The organism is Flavobacteriales bacterium (assembly GCA_019694795.1).
Lineage (GTDB): Bacteria > Bacteroidota > Bacteroidia > Flavobacteriales_D > UBA2798 > UBA2798.
Genome location: JAIBBF010000012.1, coordinates 1 through 17,229 on the forward strand (window position 1 = coordinate 1; position 17,229 = coordinate 17,229).

Consider the following 17,229-nt stretch of genomic DNA (forward strand, 5'->3'; position numbering starts at 1 on the left):
GCTCAAGTTACCGTAAGTGAATTCGGCTGTACGGAAAGCGTGCAAACTCCGGTTACGGTATTCCCATTACCACAATTTAGCTTTACATATCCACCGGAAGACGGATGTGCACCTTATGCCGTGCAATTCAATAACACTTCATTTGCATGGGGAACAATTTCTACGGTTTGGAATTTTGGCGATGGAACGAATTCCGTTTTAGCCAATCCAACGCACATTTATAACAATCCCGGATCGTATGATTTAAGCGTTACCATTTCGGTCGACTCCATTTGCGTAAACACACAAACATTTTCCATTCCCGATGCCATTGTTGTACATCCGCGACCAAGCGCAGGAATTTCTGCAGATCCTCCTTCGGCAAGTATTTGGTATGCCAATTTCACCGCCTTTGATCAATCCTCCGGTGCCATTACGCAAACCATGTATTTCGATAATGGAGCAAGCGCCACCGATTCGAGTCAGGCCGGCACTACATTCCTCACCTCCGGCGAACATGTGATCTGGCAAATTGCAACGAACGAATTCGGATGCACCGATTCGGCAGCCACAACGATTTTTGTAGAGGGAATGACCACCATCTTTGCACCAAATGCATTTTCACCCAATGGTGATGGAAAAAATGAAATGTGGAAACCTCAGGTGTTTGATGTAACGAATTACGAATTGATAATTTACGATCGCTGGGGACAACCCATTTTCGTGACCACCAACACGCAAGACGGATGGGATGGAACGCGCAATAACGGAAGATGGTGTCCGCAGGATGTATATGTGTACCAAATCACCTATCGCGACTGGGAAGATATTGATCGGGTGGTCCGCGGTCATTTCACCTTAATCAGGTGATGAACATCACAAAGTGATTAGTTGCATTTTATTTTCTTTACCAAAAAAAATCATGAAAGATTTCTGGAATCAACGCTATGCCGAAGCTGAATTTGCTTATGGTGAAACACCCAATCATTTTTTTAAAAATGAAATAGATAAAATTGAGCGGAAAGGAAAAGCCTTGTTTATTGCAGAAGGAGAAGGTCGAAATGCCGTATATGCTGCTACAAAAGGTTGGGAGGTTTTTGCATACGACTGGAGCGAAGAAGGAAAAAAGAAAGCCATGCAACTCGCAGAAAAACTTCAAACAAGTTTAGTGTATGAAGTTGGTGAATGGGATGATTTAAATTTTAAAAATGAAAAATTCGATTTGATTGTTTTCATTTTTGCTCAATTACCGGAAATGGAACGCAGGAAAATTCAAAAAGCTTCAGCTCAATTACTACAACCGGGAGGAAAAATAATTCTGGAAGCTTACCGAAAAGAACAATTGGAAATAAATAGTAAAAATCCGGCTGCGGGCGGACCAAAAAATCTTGATTTTCTTTTATCTAAAAAAGAATTGGAGGAAGATTTTAAATCCCTAAACATTTTAGCACTCAACGAAACAACAGCATCATTCGAAGAAGGTAAATACCACCGCGGTGAAGGTGCCGTAGTTCAAATGATAGCCGTTCAGCCCTGATTCTACCGCTCATCACATTTCAACATAGGCATGATGGAAATGCTCGTAGGTTTGTAACGTTTTATAGACTTCGTTAAAACTACAAGCATGCGAATATTTGTTTTGGTCGTTCTGACTGTTTTCCCCTTATTTTCATTTTCTCAAACAGGAAATGTAAATGGTACATTAAATGATTCAAAAGGGAGTCCTGTTCCCTATGCCAACGTTTTATTATTGCAAGCTTCCGACTCTTCATTAGTTAAAGGAAGTGTTACTGATGAAAGCGGGAAATTTACACTCGAAGAAATAGCATTCGGAAAATATCTATTGATGTTCTCGTTTATTGGTTATGAAAAATCCTATTCACAAGCCTTTGAACTGAATGAATCGCAAACGGAATTTAATGCGGGAACTCAGATTTTAGCGGAGGGAACATCCACGCTCGATGAAGTTTCGGTTGTAGCACAAAAACCATTTATTGAGAAGCATTTCGATAAAACCGTAGTGAATGTAGAAAACTCCATTGTAGCAGCAGGAAATACCGCATTGGAAGTATTAAAACGATCTCCCGGTGTAATGGTGGATAAAGATGGAAATATTTCCTTGAAGGGTAAATCCGGACTCACCATTATGATTGATGGAAAACCAACTTATTTATCGAGTCAGGATATCTCTAACATGTTATCGAATTTACCGGCCGATCAGGTAGAAAAAATTGAAATCATTACCAATCCAAGTGCGCGTTACGATGCAGCTGGTCAGGGTGGAATTATCAATATTGTAATGAAAAAAAACCAGAACCTCGGTTTAAACGGATCTGCGCAGGCAGGTTATAGTCAGGGTTTTTACGCTCGTTACAATGCGGGTTTTAATATGAATTACCGTTTAGAAAAATGGAATTTTTTCGGCTCCTATAATTACAACAACAGAAGTTCTGCCGGATGGTTTGAACTTACGCGTAAATTCAGAGTGAATGATCAGATTGAAAGTATTTTTAATCAATCTTCATTTGGACGCGATTCATCGCAAACGCATACCGGAAAAGTTGGTATTGACTTTTTCCCCAATAAAAAGCACAACATCGGAATTTTTGTAAATGGAATCGGAAATGCAGGTGGTAATTCGAATAGCAACCACACGTATATTTCAGGACCCGGCGGAGAACCTATTTCGTCTTCGTATACACATGGCGTCTCCACTCAAAAATGGAGCAATGTTTCTGCCAACCTCAATTATAAATGGGTAATGGATTCCAGCGGAACAGAACTCACTGCAAATCTCGATTATGCCGTTTTCGATCAGAACAATCCGCAAAATTTTACTACACTTTATTATGATAGTTTGGGCTCCTATTTAGGCGCACCCTATTTTCTGCGTAGTCAGCTTCCCTCGCACGTTGATATTAAAAGTGGAAAAATAGATTTCTCGAAAACGATCAGTAAAAAATTCCGTTTAGAAGCCGGTTTAAAATCGAGTTATGTCACCACCGATAACAATGCGCAATATTATAATGTGGTGAGTGGAATTGAATATGTGGACACCACCAAAACCAATCACTTTAAATACACCGAGAACATCAATGCGGCATATTTAAACGGACAATTCGAATTCAGCGAAAAACTTCAGCTACAATTTGGTTTGCGCGTTGAAAACACCAATGCACTCGGTGAGCAAATCACCATCGATTCTACCTTCGAACGCCATTACACAAAATTATTCCCAAGTGGTGTATTGAATTACAAACTCAATAAAAAACACGATCTGAATTTTACCTACAGCCGAAGAATCGATCGTCCGGATTACCAGGATCTGAATCCATTTTTATACTTCCTCGATCCCTATACCTTTATGCAGGGGAACACTTTATTGTTACCCCAATACACCAATAGTTTTGAATTAAGTCATACCTACCTCGGATTTTTAAGCACTACCGTTGGCTATTCGAAAACGGAAGGTGTCATTACCCAGGTGACCTATCAAGTGGATTCTACACGAACAACGTATGCTACCAATAAAAACCTGAACAGTTTAGAAAACTGGACCATCTCTACCATGTTACCGGTGCCGATTGCTAAATGGTGGACCAGCATGAATTTTATTACGGCATACCATAATCGTTATCAGGGTAGCATTAATAACAATGGCGATAATTTCGATTTGGGAATGTGGTCGTTTATGGTGAACTCCATGAATCAGCTTCAATTTAAAAAAGGATGGGGAGCAGAAATCACCGCATTTTATATGTCGCGTCAGGTTTACGGAATATTCACCATGAAACCGATGTCGAACATCACCGTTGGATTACAAAAGAAAATTTTAAAAGAAAAAGGAACCATTAAAGTAAGCGCATCCGACTTAATGTGGAAAAGCCGTTTCCGCGGAAGTGTAGTGTATGAAAACATGGATATTCAAATGAATGCATGGAACGACTCACGTGTATATACAGTTTCTTTCTCGTATAAATTCGGCAATTCAAAAGCGCAATACCAGCGAAAAGAAGGTGGAGCGAATGATGAAATTGATCGAATTAAAAAAGGTGGAAACGGAAGATAAAATCAATTTGGTTTTATCTTAATAAAATCCTGGATTTTGTCGTTGTTAACCGTAACGCAGAGGTTATAATGTTTCAATTTCCATTGTCCTGCATCATTTTTTAAAACCCCTGTACCCCGGCAAACGCCCATCCAGGTATCGAGTGTTTCTTCGAACCAGGCATAGGATAAATCGTCGGTAAAATAAATTTGACGCGAGGTCGCTTTAAATTTCCATGCGCCTTCTTTGCGTTTGAAATAGGGAATAGCAAAATCATAAAACGATTTTTTATCCCAGCGTTCGCCTTTCTCTGTACCGAGATAATAAAAATCTTCATCCATCAATGCGAAGAAAAAATCCTCATCGCCTGTTGCGGCCGCCATATGCCATTCGTCCATTTGCTTGTTAATCTCAACTTCAAACGGATTCCGCTTTTCGGTGGAAGAAATTCCTTTTCCGGATTGACCACAATCTGTCCGGCGGGTATCCGTAATATTAATAATCTTCCAACCTTCCTTCAATTTCACCAAGTGAAAAGCGTTGGCACCGCAATGCAAATATTTTTTTCCGAGATAAAATTCGTAGTCGGTCCAAACCGAAGAAAATCCCCCATCAATTTTAATCGTCCAGCTCACCGGGACTTCATTCCACATTTCAGGATGCGGTGTTCCTACTGCACGACAAAAATCAGTGACACTTCCTTTATTCACCACGTATTCTCCCTGTCGGGGTTCTTCAACGGTAAACAATAATGCAGATGGAGCAAAACAGGTCCGCAACATGGTGCTGTCGCCCACGCGCATGGCATCGAATAACTGTTGAATGACTTTTTTCACCTCCATCACATTGCCAGAGGCTTGTTGTGCTTGAGCAAAAGCTGAATGACAGGCAGCGAAAAAAATAAATATGAAAAATTTAAGCTTCATCATTTTATCATTCCAAGACAGATCTTAAGGCGAATGATTCGTTTTACACTCTCGTAAACCTGCGTTTTGAAATTTTCATCTTTTTGAATTTCGGCCATAATATCTGCATGCACTTCGTCTTCATCTTTAGGCATCAATATCACATCGCAACCTGCTTGAGCTGCCTTTAATCCACAATGCGGAACACTGGCAACTCCTCCCATTCCCATGGCATCAGTAATAATGATTCCCTTGAAACCTAAATCACCGCGAAGGAGTCCGCTTACTATGACTTTCGACACGGTAGAAGGTAATCCATCGGTATTGTATTTCGGATTATTTTTAACGGCGATATGTCCCACCATAATCGAAATCACGCCATTTTTTATCAGTGGTTTGTACACATCTACTTCTTTCATTTCACCATCAATAAACACCAATTGTTTGTGTGTATCACCGGTGACGTAACCGTGACCCGGAAAATGTTTTGCGGTGGCTACAATGTTATTTTTCTGACTCAGTCGAATAAACTCATCAGAGAATTGAATGATAGTGTCTTTGTTCAGTCCAAAACTTCTGAAGCTAACCGTTGCATTCGGAGAGAGGTCTACCACCGGAGCAAAATTCCATTGAATGCCCATTTGATTTAATTCCGTGCAAATTTTCATTGTTTCCTTTTGCAGTGTTTCAATGGACCGAATTTTATTCGCGTATTTTACCTTTTGAGTTTCTTTAATTTTCATGTTGATCAGACTCAATTCTGCATCGGCAGAAAATAACAGCGGTAATCCTCCATTTGCCAGTGCAGTAGAATCAAAATCGTGCGCCAGTTTTTTGAACAAGGTTTTTGTTCCATTTAATAAAATTGCTCCACCGATTTTTCCTTCACGGATTAATCGCGATACATGCTCTGTACTCTTTCCTAATTTACCGGCTGCTGGCATAATCATTTGCGCAACGCGTATACCATCGGGAATGGAATTGAACACCTGCTCCACTTTAGCATCCAGCAGTGGGTTGCTGTTATAAAAATCGGCCAATGTAAACTTCAGGCTATCCTGAGCCATCAGCTGCAGGCTGAACAGGAAAAGGAATGCAATTCCGGAAATAAGTGTCTTCATAAAGGGACTAAATCAAATATCGGGCCTGATTAAAAACGGGAAATAAAAGCACTGAGGGTTTCACGTTGTTTGTAAAACACATCTGCTTTTCCTTCTTTTTTTAATCGACCCACCTTAATAAATCGTAAAATTCTGTTCCACCGGTTGTAGAAAAACAAAACCAGTTCGGCCGTTAACACCATAGCCAGCCAATACATAAATCCCGCCATAAATGAATCGTATACCATGCAAATGATACTGGCCATTACAATATGAATAACAGGCAAAATAAAAGCAGCAAGCGCCACTTTTACCGAACTTCTGAATCCGGGATCTTTAATTTTATTTTTCACCACCCGGTGAGGTACAAGCATGGCAGGAAAAAGATGCAGCGCACCAAAAGCCAGTAGCGGCGAAAAGATCAATGCAGCCACAACTTCCAATGCCAGATTAAAGCGATCGGCCCATGGAGAAAAATCTTTATCCTTTAATCCTTCCCGATCAAGGGAGGAAAAATATTCAATGGACATTTGTTGCATTTGATGCGCTTCGTTGTCGTCCTTTTTCAAATAGGATTCCGCCCGTGCAATTAATTTTTTCGACCGGTGAAATACTTCCTCGAAATCATCTAGTCCTGCATTGTTTACATCAATCCAGCACAAGTGGTCAATCAGGTGATAGTATTCGTCCGACCGAATATCAATCATCAATTCACGCATGCGTTTTTCCAGCTCAAATTTGATGGCGATATGGGCTTTAGCCGGACTTTCCTTATACACTTCATAATAATCCTTCAGCTCAATCGGCTCGCCTACCATCACCAATACATCTTCGTAGTAATACTGAGCGTTGGAATAATTGATTCCAATCGGATAAATTTTGATGTTTAATTTAAACTGATTCGCTTCATCAGCTCCAAAAGCGATACGTGTTATACCTTTTTTCAGCGGAATCAAACGACGTTTTAAATGATGTGTTGCCTCCGGAAAAATCATCAGTGGACGTTTATTCTCCAGCAGGTATTTGCAATTATCGAACACTTCATCATTCTTATCCATGTTCTCTACGCCATCATAATCTTTTCGGTAAACCGGAAGCATATTGATGCTGTGCAACAATTTAGCTACAACCGGTTTCTTAAAAATGGAAGCGCGCACCAGGTAACTCAACTGATTTTTTCGTCCCAATCCATCCAATAAAACGATGGCATCCATAAAAGCGTTTTGGTGATTGGGTGCAAGTATGACCGAATCTTCGCCTGAAATTTTTTCAAATCCCTTCGCACGGAATTGCCTGTAAAAACGCTTCACCATGAAATTCATGTGAGGATACAGGAAACTGTAAAGTTTAGTTTTTCCGGTTACACGCATATCACGAACGTAATTCAGCTCCTAATTTTTCTTCTAATGTCTTGCGGATTTTCTCCATGGTTTTTTCAATCACGGTATCCGTGAGCGTCTGCTCTTCGTCCTGAAGAATAAAATGCACCGCATAGGATTTTTTCCCTTCAGCGAGATTTTTTCCTTCATACACATCAAACAATCCTACTTCACGCAATAATTTTCGTTCGGTTTGTAAAGCCAATTGTTCGATATCTGCAAAACGGACTTCTTTATTAAGCAATAAGGACAAATCCCTGCGCACCGATGGGAAACGGGAAATTTCTTTGTACTTCACTTTATTCATGTGCATGAGCGACATCACCATATCCCAATCGATATCGGCATAAAATACGGCTTGTTTGATATCACATTTTTTCAAAATATCCGAACGTACCCAACCCATTTCTCCCACTTTCTTTTTCGCAATTTCGATGTTAAGTCCATCTTCCAATACTCCACCTGATAAAGCAGTGTACCGCAAGGCGGAGAACAATCCCAACTTCTCAAACACCAACTGGACCGTAGCCTTAATCGTGTAGAATGAAACGGCATCCTTTGACGAATTCCATCGTTCTTCTTCTTTTTTTCCGCTTAGGAAAATAGCAAGTCGGTAATTCTCCTCGTATTTATCGTTTCGTTTAAAATAAACTTTTCCGAATTCGATCAGTTTAAGATCGCTGTGCTGACGATTTACATTATGAAGAATGGATTCGAGTCCGCCAAACAACATGGTCTGACGCATCACATCCAGTTCAGAGCTCAGCGGATTCAGCAAACGCACATTCCATTCATCCCGCATTTGATCATTGGAAGCAATCTGAACATAATCACTCTTAGTGAGAGAATTCGACATGATCTCATAAAATCCGTTGGCCACCAATAAATCGGAAACCGCGTGACGCATGGAATCTTTATCTACACCTGCAACATGATTTAAACTGGCCGACATCCTTGCAGGAAGCGGAATTTCATTGTATCCGTAAATACGCAAAATTTCTTCCACCACATCTGCCTGACGTTGTACATCCACGCGGAATGCAGGAACAGATAAACTCCAAACACGTCCTCGCTTTTCACCAATGGTGATATCTAAGTATTTTAAAATGGAAGCCGTTTTTTCTTCCGGAATAGCCATACCGATTAAACGATCAGCCGCATCCAGATCATACTCCACTTCATGAGCAAGAATCGGTTGAGGATAAACATCCACCAAATCTGAAGCAATTTGTGCACCGCAGTACTCAACCATTAAGGAAGCAGCACGCTTTAATGCAGGAATTACCATTTCAGGATCAGCACCACGCTCAAAACGGAATGAAGAATCGGTATTGATCCCATGCGATTTTGCAGTTTTACGAACATGCGAAGGATGAAACCAGGCCGATTCTAAAAATATATTTTGAGTAGCATCATTCACACCGGAATGCAAACCGCCGAATACACCGGCAATACACATTTCTTCTTCACTATTGCAAATCATCGTATCGAAATCGTGCAAGGTGCGCTCTTGTTCATCAAGCGATACAAATTTTTTACCCGCCAAAGATTTTTTTACAATGATTGTTTTGCCCTTTATTTTATCAGCATCAAACGCATGCAGCGGGTGACCCAATTCATGCAATACAAAATTGGTAATATCAACTACGTTGTTAATGGGACGTAAACCGATTGCTTTTAATTTATTCTGCAACCATTCAGGAGATGGAGCAACTTTTATTCCCGTGAGACAAAGTCCTGCATAACGACGGCAAGCCTCTTGCGCTTCCACTTTTACATGAATGGAAAGCGATCCATTTCCCTTTCCGAAATGGTGATGTTCAGGAAACAAAAGCTCAGCATGAATTCCACGAGAACGCAATGCCGCATGTACATCACGTGCAACACCGTAATGCGAAGCAGCATCCACACGATTAGGCGTTAAACCAATGGAATAAACCAGATCATTTTCAAGATTAAAATACGAAGCAGCTGGAGTCCCTACCTTGGCATCCTCACGTAAAACCATGATACCATCATGACTCTTACCTAATCCAATTTCATCTTCAGCACAAATCATCCCGTTGGATTCAACACCCCGGATTTTACTTTTCTTAATAACGAAAGGATCTCCTTCTGCAGGATATAATTTTGCGCCATTCAAGGCTACAATTACTTTCTGCCCTGCAGCAACATTGGGAGCGCCGCAAACAATTTGCAATGCTTCTGCTTCTCCAACATTCACCGTGGTGATACTTAAACGATCTGCATCCGGATGTTTTTCGCGAGTTAAAACTTCACCAACAACAAGACCTTCAAGTCCGCCCTTTACCGATTCGAACTTTTCCAGACTTTCAACTTCCAATCCAATATCCGTTAGAATCACCGAAAGTTCATCGGGACTCAAATCCGTTTTTAAATAATGGTTCAGCCAGGAGAGAGAAATATTCATGGAAAAGGGTATTTCGACAAAAATAACAATTCCTGCACCACCCGAAAGCGAAGAAGAGTCGGCTGAGGATTATTTTTTCAAAAAAGACCCAAAAAAATTATTCAAAGTCGGGATAGAGCAGGTATTTCTTACGCATCGCCTTGAACTTTTCCAATCCGGGAGCCCAGGAGTCCCTGATTTCCTGCTCGTTTTTTCCGGCCTCCATCAACTTGCGTAATTCGGGTCCGCCCGATAGCAAAACAAACATATTTCCCGATTCGAAAAAGGTAGATTTATCGGGACAATCCCTATACAACTGCAATAACCATTGCAGATGAATTTTTTTCTCATGCAGAATAACAATCGAACTATCCCTCAAATCGAAGCCTTTGCATTCCTGATCCATAAACGGAGGTTTTTTCGCAGCTGCCACCGAGTGAGGCGTAAATGAAAAAGTTCCCTTTTCAAATCCCGGCATACCAATCACCTGAAAGGGAAAATCGGTCCCCCTCCCCACACTCACATTGGTGCCTTCGAACAAGCACAGGGTGGGATATAAATAAACAGAAACGGCATTCACCAGATTAGGTGAGGGTTTAACCGGTAATTCATACAGGGTATTATGATCATATCCTTTACAGGGAATAATTTGCAAATCACATTTTCCGCCGCTTTCCAACCAGCCTTCGCCATTGATCATTTGGGCATATTCGCCAATGGTCATTCCATGCACAATGGGAACGGGATGCATGCCAACGAAGGATTTATGTTTAGGATTTAAAACAGGACCATCCACGTAAAATCCATTGGGATTCGGACGGTCAAGTACAATGACCTTTTTCTTGTTTTCAAGCGCCGATTCCATAATGTAATGCAAGGATGAAATGTAGGTGTAAAACCGTGCACCCACATCCTGAATATCGAAGAGAATTACATCCACATCGCGCAGCACTTCGGCCTTAGGTTTTTTGTTATTTCCATAGAGCGAAACAATCGGAATTCCCGTTTTGGCATCTTTTCCATTGGAAATATGCTCCCCAGCCTGCACTTCACCACGGAACCCATGCTCGAGTGCAAATACTTTTTGAATGGAAAAACCAGCATTGTGCAAACTATCCACCAGGTGCACCGATCCAATCATGGAAGTCTGATTAGCCACAACTGCTATATTTTTACCCTTTAATTCAGGAAAATAAAGCGCCGTTTGCATGGCTCCTGTTTCAAGAATTACCTCAGTTTTTACAGTCGCGGGGGTCCCCTCATCCACCGGTAGCGCCAATGGTTTTTTTTCACCCTTAAAGGGTGATGAAGTGTTGCAGGCCCAAAGAAAACCGGGCAGGCTTGCAAGTAAAAGAATGAATTTCATTCCTAATCTGTATTTTCGTGTATTATTCATATCCATTGAACATAAGCTGGTACATAGCAAAACGCATGCTAAAACAGGAAAAAGGCGCACACCGCTATGCGCGTCCCGTTATGCGTATTTCCGTTTGGAGCATTGCACTGGGCATAGCCGTGATGATTCTTTCCGTTGCCATCGTTACCGGATTCCAGCAAGAGATTCGCAATAAAGTTATTGGTTTCGGGTCTCATATTCAAATCACCGCTTTTAATTCCAACGAATCCCTCGAAACCAATCCCGTGCCGGTAAATCAGGAATTTTACCCTGAACTGAACGAAGAACCCGAGGTAAAAAACATTCATATCTACGCACTGAAACCTGCCATGATGCAATCGCAGACGCAGGATCAGGAAGGCAATTACAAACGCGAAATTCAGGGGGTAGTCACCAAAGGAATTAGTACTGATTACGATACGGCATTTTTAAGTGAATGTTTGGTGGAGGGACGATTGCTTCATTTGCATTCCGACAGTTTATCCAATGAAATTCTGATTTCCCAAACACAGGCAGACCGGCTCAAACTAAAAATTGACGACACGGTTTTCACCTATTTCATCAACAACAATGCACCACGCGAACGCAGATTTCGTATTGTGGGAATATATCACAGTGGAATGGATGAGTACGACAAACAATTTGTGTTTATCGACATCAATCACATTCGAAAATTAAATGCATGGGGAATTGAAGCCATGTGCTATGTACGCAATGATGTAAAAGATGATTACTTAATTATTGAAGCAGCAGGAAAAGGTGGTGGAAATTATCTTTATGATTTTGGAGGAGGATATTCTTCAAACCCATTATTATTAATAAAACCGGGAAGAGATACGATCATTCGGGTTGTTGTATCCCAAAATCCTGCAGATGATCCATTCAATGTTCGTCCGGGTGAAGAAAAAATAAATTACATCCCGGATACCGCCTGGCTGCAGTTAAGTTATTACCCGAAAATCGTACCGGGAATGGAATTTGAATTAATGAGCAATCCCGAAGTGGAAAGTGCGGGCGACACCCATTTTGTATATCACCATCCGGGCTTAAACGTCATTGCTAAAATGCGTAATTCCGGCGGAAGTTCCCGCTATTATACCGGAGGCTTTGAAGTGTTGTTAAACAATTGGGATGATCTGGAAAAAGCAGATGATTTTATTTACAAACACATTGGTCCCGAATTCAAAACCAAAACCATTAAAGAATTAAATCCCGATTTATTTCAATGGCTTTCGTATTTAAACATTAATGTTTGGGTGATTTTAACATTGATGCTTCTTGTTTCGCTGATCAATATGTGTTCCACCTTACTGGTGATGATTCTGGAGCGAACCAATATGATTGGATTACTTAAAGCATTGGGTGGAGATAATGCAATGTTGCAGAAAACATTTTTTTACAACGGGGCTATTCTCATTGGAAAAGGATTAGTGATCGGAAATATATTGGGTGTGGGACTCGCCCTGCTCCAACACCAAACCGGATTTTTAGGACTGGATCAAAGCACCTACTTTATCGACACAGTTCCTATTTACCTAAATCCTCTACATATTCTATTACTGAACGCAGGCACATTGGTAATTTGTCTCGTTACGCTGTTGTTACCGGCCTGGTTTGTTAGTCGGATTAGTCCGATAAAAGCCATCCGTTTCGATTAAGGTTCCAGCTCCATATCGAGCACAGCCTCCATATCGATGCGGTTTCCTTTTTGACTTTCGGCTTCCAATAGAAGCAGCGTTTCATTCAAAAATTTTTGCAAATCCTGAATGCGGCGCTCGGCATGTAAAATGTTTTCTTCGGGACTCTTCTCATCTTTCATTACCGAAGAATGAAAATTAATTTTAGCCTGAACAAGAATTTTAATCAGTTCAGCCGCCCGCGAAGCTTCATACCTTCCGGTTACAATAGGGAATTTTATTTTCATGTTGATTTAATTTTTCGTTTTACAGCAGCCCTTTCTATCCGGTCGTTTAATGCGCGACCTATTTCCCGATCGGGAAATTTCATAATGTAAATACAGTTTAAATTCATCCGATCCATGTTTCGCATTGCACCAAACAAATTCCGTGCACATTCGTTGAGATTACCCTGAGGCGAAATATTCAATACTTCTTTAAATCCGGAAACATTCATGGAATCGCCAAAATAAATGAGTCCCGATTCATGAACATTAACCGGAATCTCATTTACAGCATCAATAATTTGCACCGGCGTTAATGGAGAATAATGTTTAAAAAAATTACCGGGGACATTCGCCATGGTTGCAGCAGTTCCGTTCCACGTTTTTATGCCATACGATTCAAACGCTTCACGGCTAATTCCTCCTTCGCGGTGAATTTTTAATTTTCCGTCCAGGTAACTGACAATGGTGGATTCAACCCCAATACCGCAGGGACCACCATCCAGAATATAATCGACCTGATCAGAAAGCTGATCTAAGACATGTTGTGCGGTGGTGGGACTGATATATGAAAAGGGATTGGCACTTGGTGCTGCAAGTGGAAATGGAATTCTTCGTAACAAATCCAGCGTGAGTGCGTGATTCGGAACGCGGAGTCCGACAAGTTCAGAGCCGGAAGTAGTGCAATCGGGAATGGTACTCTTTTTAGGAAGCAAAATGGTTAATGGTCCCGGCCAAAAATGATGGGCTACATCATACAATTCATCCGGACAATCGCGTACATATTTTTTCACTTCTTCCACTGCATGAAGATGAACGATGAGCGGGTCGTAAGATGGACGATTTTTTGCTTTAAATATTTTCTTAACCACATGTTCATCTGTAGCATTACCTGCCAATCCATAAACCGTTTCTGTGGGAATACCCACTAACCCACCATGAGTTAAAACTTCAGCTGCATATTCAGTATCAATTCCGATTTTCATTAGTTATGGATTACAGTGATAACAATTTCCGGGATCGGCATATTCAATTCCACGGGGAAAATTAATTTCATTGGAATAGCCACATTTTGAACAGGAGAAAATTTCCTTTTTCAACAGGTCGGTAGGCGTACCACACCAGGAACACGGAAGTCCATATTCATTTTTCGTCACGCTAAATCCCGTATGCGAACATTGCGGACAAAGCGATTTCATTTTTTGAATCAAGTGTTCCGCACAATTTAAAATGGCCATTCTCCGCACCGAATTCTTATGAGCACGCATATCGGATTCGAGTCGCCATTTCAATTGCGGATGAACAACCCGCTCCATTTGAAATTCCTCTTCCAATTGAGCAATGGACTCGAAATTTTTCCGCACAATAACGCATTGATTCGATTCTGTAAATCCTTTCAGAATAATTCCTTCCTGAGGAAATCCGAATTTTTTCAGCGCTTGTTCAGGAATGGAAAGTTGAATGTCCTCTTGTAAAAATTTCACATTCAAAGTGACATACACCGCTTTTATTTCCACATTTCGAAGCGGGTCGTACAGAAACAACATTTCTGTGTTTTCATTTACAAAAGGAATCCGGGGAGAAGGATAAAATGCTCCCTCACTGGATAAATAAATATGCTCCTTCCCGAATTTCTCCGCCGCTTCTTTTGCCTTCCGCACAAGAACCTCCTCCTGCGATCCTTCGCGTTCCACATCACCCGAAAATGTCCCATACCTATCGGTATCCACTTTGCACGATTCAACCTTCATTTGCAATTCATGTTCAAATAAATCGCGGACGATCTCCTCTTTTTGATGAGCGGTTACAAAAAATATTTTTCTATCCTTCCAGTATTCCATTATTGACCCTGCGCAAGTGAAAATGCATTAACGCCGTCGTAATTCATTAACCATTCCAGCGAACAAATCTTCATGCCCGAAGAAATTTTCGAAGCCAGGTGCAGAATTTCATCCGACGACATTTCTGACTGATCTGTTTTCTGAATCCGAACGCGGTATTGATCGATGCAATCCGTAAATACTGATCCTTTAGGATATACCTGTGTACCGCGGTTACTCATGGTAACCAGATTCAATTCCGAACCGAAATGTTTTTGAAAATAAGCGGCTACATCAGCAGGTTGCATCACCGATTCCACAAAGAAATCTACTCCCACACATTTGCTTTCTTTCGGGAATTTTGTTTTCAGAATTTTATTTTGTGTTCTGCCTGTTGGTTTTTGCCATTCTGTTTTTTCAGGAATGATTCCTCCTTCTAAACGCGAGCAAATAACCGCAGTAAATTCTTCGGTGCTGCATTTTTTCTTCGGATCAGATCCAAAATCCGCCGTATGATATCCATCCTCCAGCGCAGAAAATAATGCCGCTGAAATGCGATCTGCCCAGGTATGCAATTCTAAGTGACGCAACATCATAATTCCGCTGATCAGTAATGCCGTTGGATTGGCTAAACCTTTCCCGGCAATATCCGGTGCAGTTCCATGTACGGCCTCAAAGATTGAAATATGTTCCCCAATATTTGCCGAGGGAGCAAAACCGAGTCCGCCCACCAAACCGGCGCATAAATCCGAAACAATATCGCCCTGCAAATTGGGCAGGACCACCACATCGAACTCATGCGGTTTCGAAACCAGCTTCATCGATAAATCATCCACGATAATATCATTGGCGATGATTTCGGGATATTCTTTGGCTACTTCATAAAAGGTTTCCAGAAACAATCCATCCGTAATTTTCATGATGTTGGCTTTGTGTCCGCAGGTCACTTTTTTACGCCCCTCTGCCCTTGCCATTTCAAATGCGTAACGATGAACCTGTAATGAACCTGGCCGCGTAATAAATCGTCTGCAAAGTGCTACATCCGGTGTAAGCATATGTTCAATTCCGCCATAGGTATCTTCAATATTTTCGCGAACCACAATCATATCGATGGGAATTCCCGCTTTGGAGAAAACCGTTTCAACACCATTCAGCGAACGAAATACCCGCTTGTTGGCATACGTATTCCACACCTTTCGTGCTGTTACATTAATACTCTTAACACCTTTTCCCTTTGGTGTTTCCATCGGACCCTTAAACAAGATTCCCAGGTCTTCTACCGTTTTGGCCGCTTCGGGAGTCATTCCATTGGAAAAACCTTTTTCAAAAACCGATTTCCCCATTTCTACCAGTTCATAGTCTAACGGAACCTGAGCAGAACGAAAAACCGTTAAAACGGAGTCCATGATTTCAGGACCAATTCCATCGCCTTTTGCAACTGCAATTTTTTGTTTCATAGCACCTTGTTTTTATTCCTTTATATTTAGTTAGTATTACTAACCAAACAAAAAGGCTATCTATTTGTTTAAAAAAGTGTTACTTTTAACAAAGAGAATTGCTTAACAAACTGGCTGACATGGAATTACAGGTAAAAATAAAAATGAATGAGAAGCTTTTTCTTAAGGACCCGGAATCGAGTCCTTTGGGAAAAAAAATTATCCGTGAGGGAATTGCCTTGATCAATAAAATGGGATTTGAGCAATTCACCTTCAGAAAACTGGCCGAAAAAATCGGATCCACCGAGGCCGCCATTTACAAGTATTTTGAAAATAAACAAAGGCTGTTGATTTATATCGTCACCTGGTACTGGACCCTTACCGAATACAGCATCATCTTATCAACGGCCTCCATCACCCGTGCCGATAAGAAATTAGCGACCATTATCGATCATCTCTGCAGACCCGCAGAAACACAAATTGCCGGCGTAGATTACGATCGTTTGGCGCTTTATCACATTGTGATTTCGGAAAGCAATAAAATTTACCTCAATAAGGAAGTAAACAGCAATAACAAAAACCAAATGTTTAAACCGTATAAAGATTTATGCGGACGCATTGCCGGAATTTTGTCGGAAGCGAATCCAAAATTTAAATATCCCCGCTCTCTGGCAAGCACTTTATTGGAGATGTCGCATACACAGTATTTCTTTATGCAGCACTTACCCTCACTTACAGATTTCGGAAAGGAAAAATCCATTGATCATTTAAGAGAATACCTGAAACACATCATCTTTTCGAGTCTGCACCTCAAAATACCGCTCAAATAGAACTATTCGAGAATATTCTTAATTTT

14 protein-coding genes are annotated in these 17,229 nt (G+C 41.0%); 5 read left to right on the forward strand and 9 right to left on the reverse strand.

The window, feature by feature from the left end:
• The 3 genes from K1X56_05750 to K1X56_05760 form a co-directional block, all read left to right on the forward strand.
• Window positions 1-849 (forward strand): gliding motility-associated C-terminal domain-containing protein (locus tag K1X56_05750; GenBank protein ID MBX7094205.1); only part of this gene is annotated, 849 nt, incomplete at its 5' end.
• Between the two features lie 52 nt (window positions 850-901).
• Entirely contained in the window at window positions 902-1,516 is a 615-nt protein-coding gene (locus K1X56_05755) for a class I SAM-dependent methyltransferase (protein ID MBX7094206.1), read from the forward strand.
• An 87-nt stretch (window positions 1,517-1,603) separates the two neighbouring features.
• Window positions 1,604-4,048: a TonB-dependent receptor gene (locus K1X56_05760; GenBank protein ID MBX7094207.1), complete on the forward strand. Its 2,445-nt coding sequence runs from the start codon at window positions 1,604-1,606 to the stop codon at window positions 4,046-4,048.
• 2 nt (window positions 4,049-4,050) lie between these two features.
• Here K1X56_05760 and K1X56_05765 read toward each other — a convergent pair whose 3' ends face one another.
• From K1X56_05765 to K1X56_05785, 5 genes are all read right to left on the reverse strand, one after another.
• Window positions 4,051-4,953, reverse strand: coding sequence for a nuclear transport factor 2 family protein (locus K1X56_05765; protein ID MBX7094208.1), 903 nt, complete (start codon window positions 4,951-4,953; stop codon window positions 4,051-4,053).
• Entirely contained in the window at window positions 4,953-6,053 is a 1,101-nt protein-coding gene (locus tag K1X56_05770; GenBank protein MBX7094209.1) for a hypothetical protein, read from the reverse strand. Before K1X56_05770 ends, K1X56_05765 begins: the two co-directional genes overlap by 1 nt.
• A gap of 29 nt (window positions 6,054-6,082) precedes the next feature.
• Window positions 6,083-7,402, reverse strand: a complete 1,320-nt coding sequence (locus K1X56_05775; GenBank protein ID MBX7094210.1) for a 1-acyl-sn-glycerol-3-phosphate acyltransferase — start codon at window positions 7,400-7,402, stop codon at window positions 6,083-6,085.
• A gap of 1 nt (window position 7,403) precedes the next feature.
• Window positions 7,404-9,842, reverse strand: a complete 2,439-nt coding sequence (pheT, locus tag K1X56_05780) for a phenylalanine--tRNA ligase subunit beta (GenBank protein ID MBX7094211.1) — start codon at window positions 9,840-9,842, stop codon at window positions 7,404-7,406.
• A gap of 97 nt (window positions 9,843-9,939) precedes the next feature.
• Entirely contained in the window at window positions 9,940-11,187 is a 1,248-nt protein-coding gene (locus K1X56_05785; GenBank protein MBX7094212.1) for a DUF1343 domain-containing protein, read from the reverse strand.
• A gap of 65 nt (window positions 11,188-11,252) precedes the next feature.
• On the opposite strand from K1X56_05785, the gene K1X56_05790 reads away from it, so the two are divergent.
• On the forward strand, window positions 11,253-12,875 hold the full coding sequence (locus K1X56_05790) for an ABC transporter permease (protein MBX7094213.1): 1,623 nt from the start codon (window positions 11,253-11,255) through the stop codon (window positions 12,873-12,875).
• Here the strand turns inward: K1X56_05790 and K1X56_05795 are convergent.
• From K1X56_05795 to K1X56_05810, 4 genes are read right to left on the reverse strand one after another with little or no spacing between them, the layout of a single operon-like run.
• The gene (locus K1X56_05795) at window positions 12,872-13,141 is read right to left on the reverse strand and encodes a hypothetical protein (GenBank protein ID MBX7094214.1); all 270 of its coding nucleotides are present in this window, start codon (window positions 13,139-13,141) and stop codon (window positions 12,872-12,874) included. The two genes, K1X56_05790 and K1X56_05795, sit on opposite strands and share 4 nt — an antisense overlap.
• Complete coding sequence (locus K1X56_05800) at window positions 13,138-14,103, reverse strand: threonylcarbamoyl-AMP synthase (GenBank protein MBX7094215.1); 966 nt, start codon at window positions 14,101-14,103, stop codon at window positions 13,138-13,140. Before K1X56_05800 ends, K1X56_05795 begins: the two co-directional genes overlap by 4 nt.
• A 3-nt stretch (window positions 14,104-14,106) precedes the next feature.
• On the reverse strand, window positions 14,107-14,958 hold the full coding sequence (locus K1X56_05805) for a hypothetical protein (protein ID MBX7094216.1): 852 nt from the start codon (window positions 14,956-14,958) through the stop codon (window positions 14,107-14,109).
• Entirely contained in the window at window positions 14,958-16,394 is a 1,437-nt protein-coding gene (locus tag K1X56_05810) for an NADP-dependent isocitrate dehydrogenase (protein ID MBX7094217.1), read from the reverse strand. The genes K1X56_05805 and K1X56_05810 overlap by 1 nt, the downstream gene beginning before the upstream one ends.
• 119 nt (window positions 16,395-16,513) lie before the next feature.
• On the opposite strand from K1X56_05810, the gene K1X56_05815 reads away from it, so the two are divergent.
• A complete protein-coding gene (locus K1X56_05815) occupies window positions 16,514-17,203 on the forward strand; it encodes a TetR/AcrR family transcriptional regulator (protein ID MBX7094218.1) in 690 nt (229 codons plus the stop codon).
• Window positions 17,204-17,229 lie beyond the last annotated feature (26 nt).

Coding starts and splice junctions, on each gene's coding strand:
- K1X56_05760 (MBX7094207.1), top strand. CDS start 1,604: ATGCGAATATTTGTTTTGGTCGTTCTGACTGTTTTCCCCTTATTTTCA.
- pheT (MBX7094211.1), bottom strand. CDS start 9,842: ATGAATATTTCTCTCTCCTGGCTGAACCATTATTTAAAAACGGATTTG.
- K1X56_05800 (MBX7094215.1), bottom strand. CDS start 14,103: ATGAAAATCGGAATTGATACTGAATATGCAGCTGAAGTTTTAACTCAT.
- K1X56_05765 (MBX7094208.1), bottom strand. CDS start 4,953: ATGAAGCTTAAATTTTTCATATTTATTTTTTTCGCTGCCTGTCATTCA.
- K1X56_05815 (MBX7094218.1), top strand. CDS start 16,514: ATGGAATTACAGGTAAAAATAAAAATGAATGAGAAGCTTTTTCTTAAG.
- K1X56_05770 (MBX7094209.1), bottom strand. CDS start 6,053: ATGAAGACACTTATTTCCGGAATTGCATTCCTTTTCCTGTTCAGCCTG.
- K1X56_05795 (MBX7094214.1), bottom strand. CDS start 13,141: ATGAAAATAAAATTCCCTATTGTAACCGGAAGGTATGAAGCTTCGCGG.
- K1X56_05810 (MBX7094217.1), bottom strand. CDS start 16,394: ATGAAACAAAAAATTGCAGTTGCAAAAGGCGATGGAATTGGTCCTGAA.
- K1X56_05805 (MBX7094216.1), bottom strand. CDS start 14,958: ATGGAATACTGGAAGGATAGAAAAATATTTTTTGTAACCGCTCATCAA.
- K1X56_05785 (MBX7094212.1), bottom strand. CDS start 11,187: ATGAAATTCATTCTTTTACTTGCAAGCCTGCCCGGTTTTCTTTGGGCC.
- K1X56_05775 (MBX7094210.1), bottom strand. CDS start 7,402: ATGCGTGTAACCGGAAAAACTAAACTTTACAGTTTCCTGTATCCTCAC.
- K1X56_05790 (MBX7094213.1), top strand. CDS start 11,253: ATGCTAAAACAGGAAAAAGGCGCACACCGCTATGCGCGTCCCGTTATG.
- K1X56_05755 (MBX7094206.1), top strand. CDS start 902: ATGAAAGATTTCTGGAATCAACGCTATGCCGAAGCTGAATTTGCTTAT.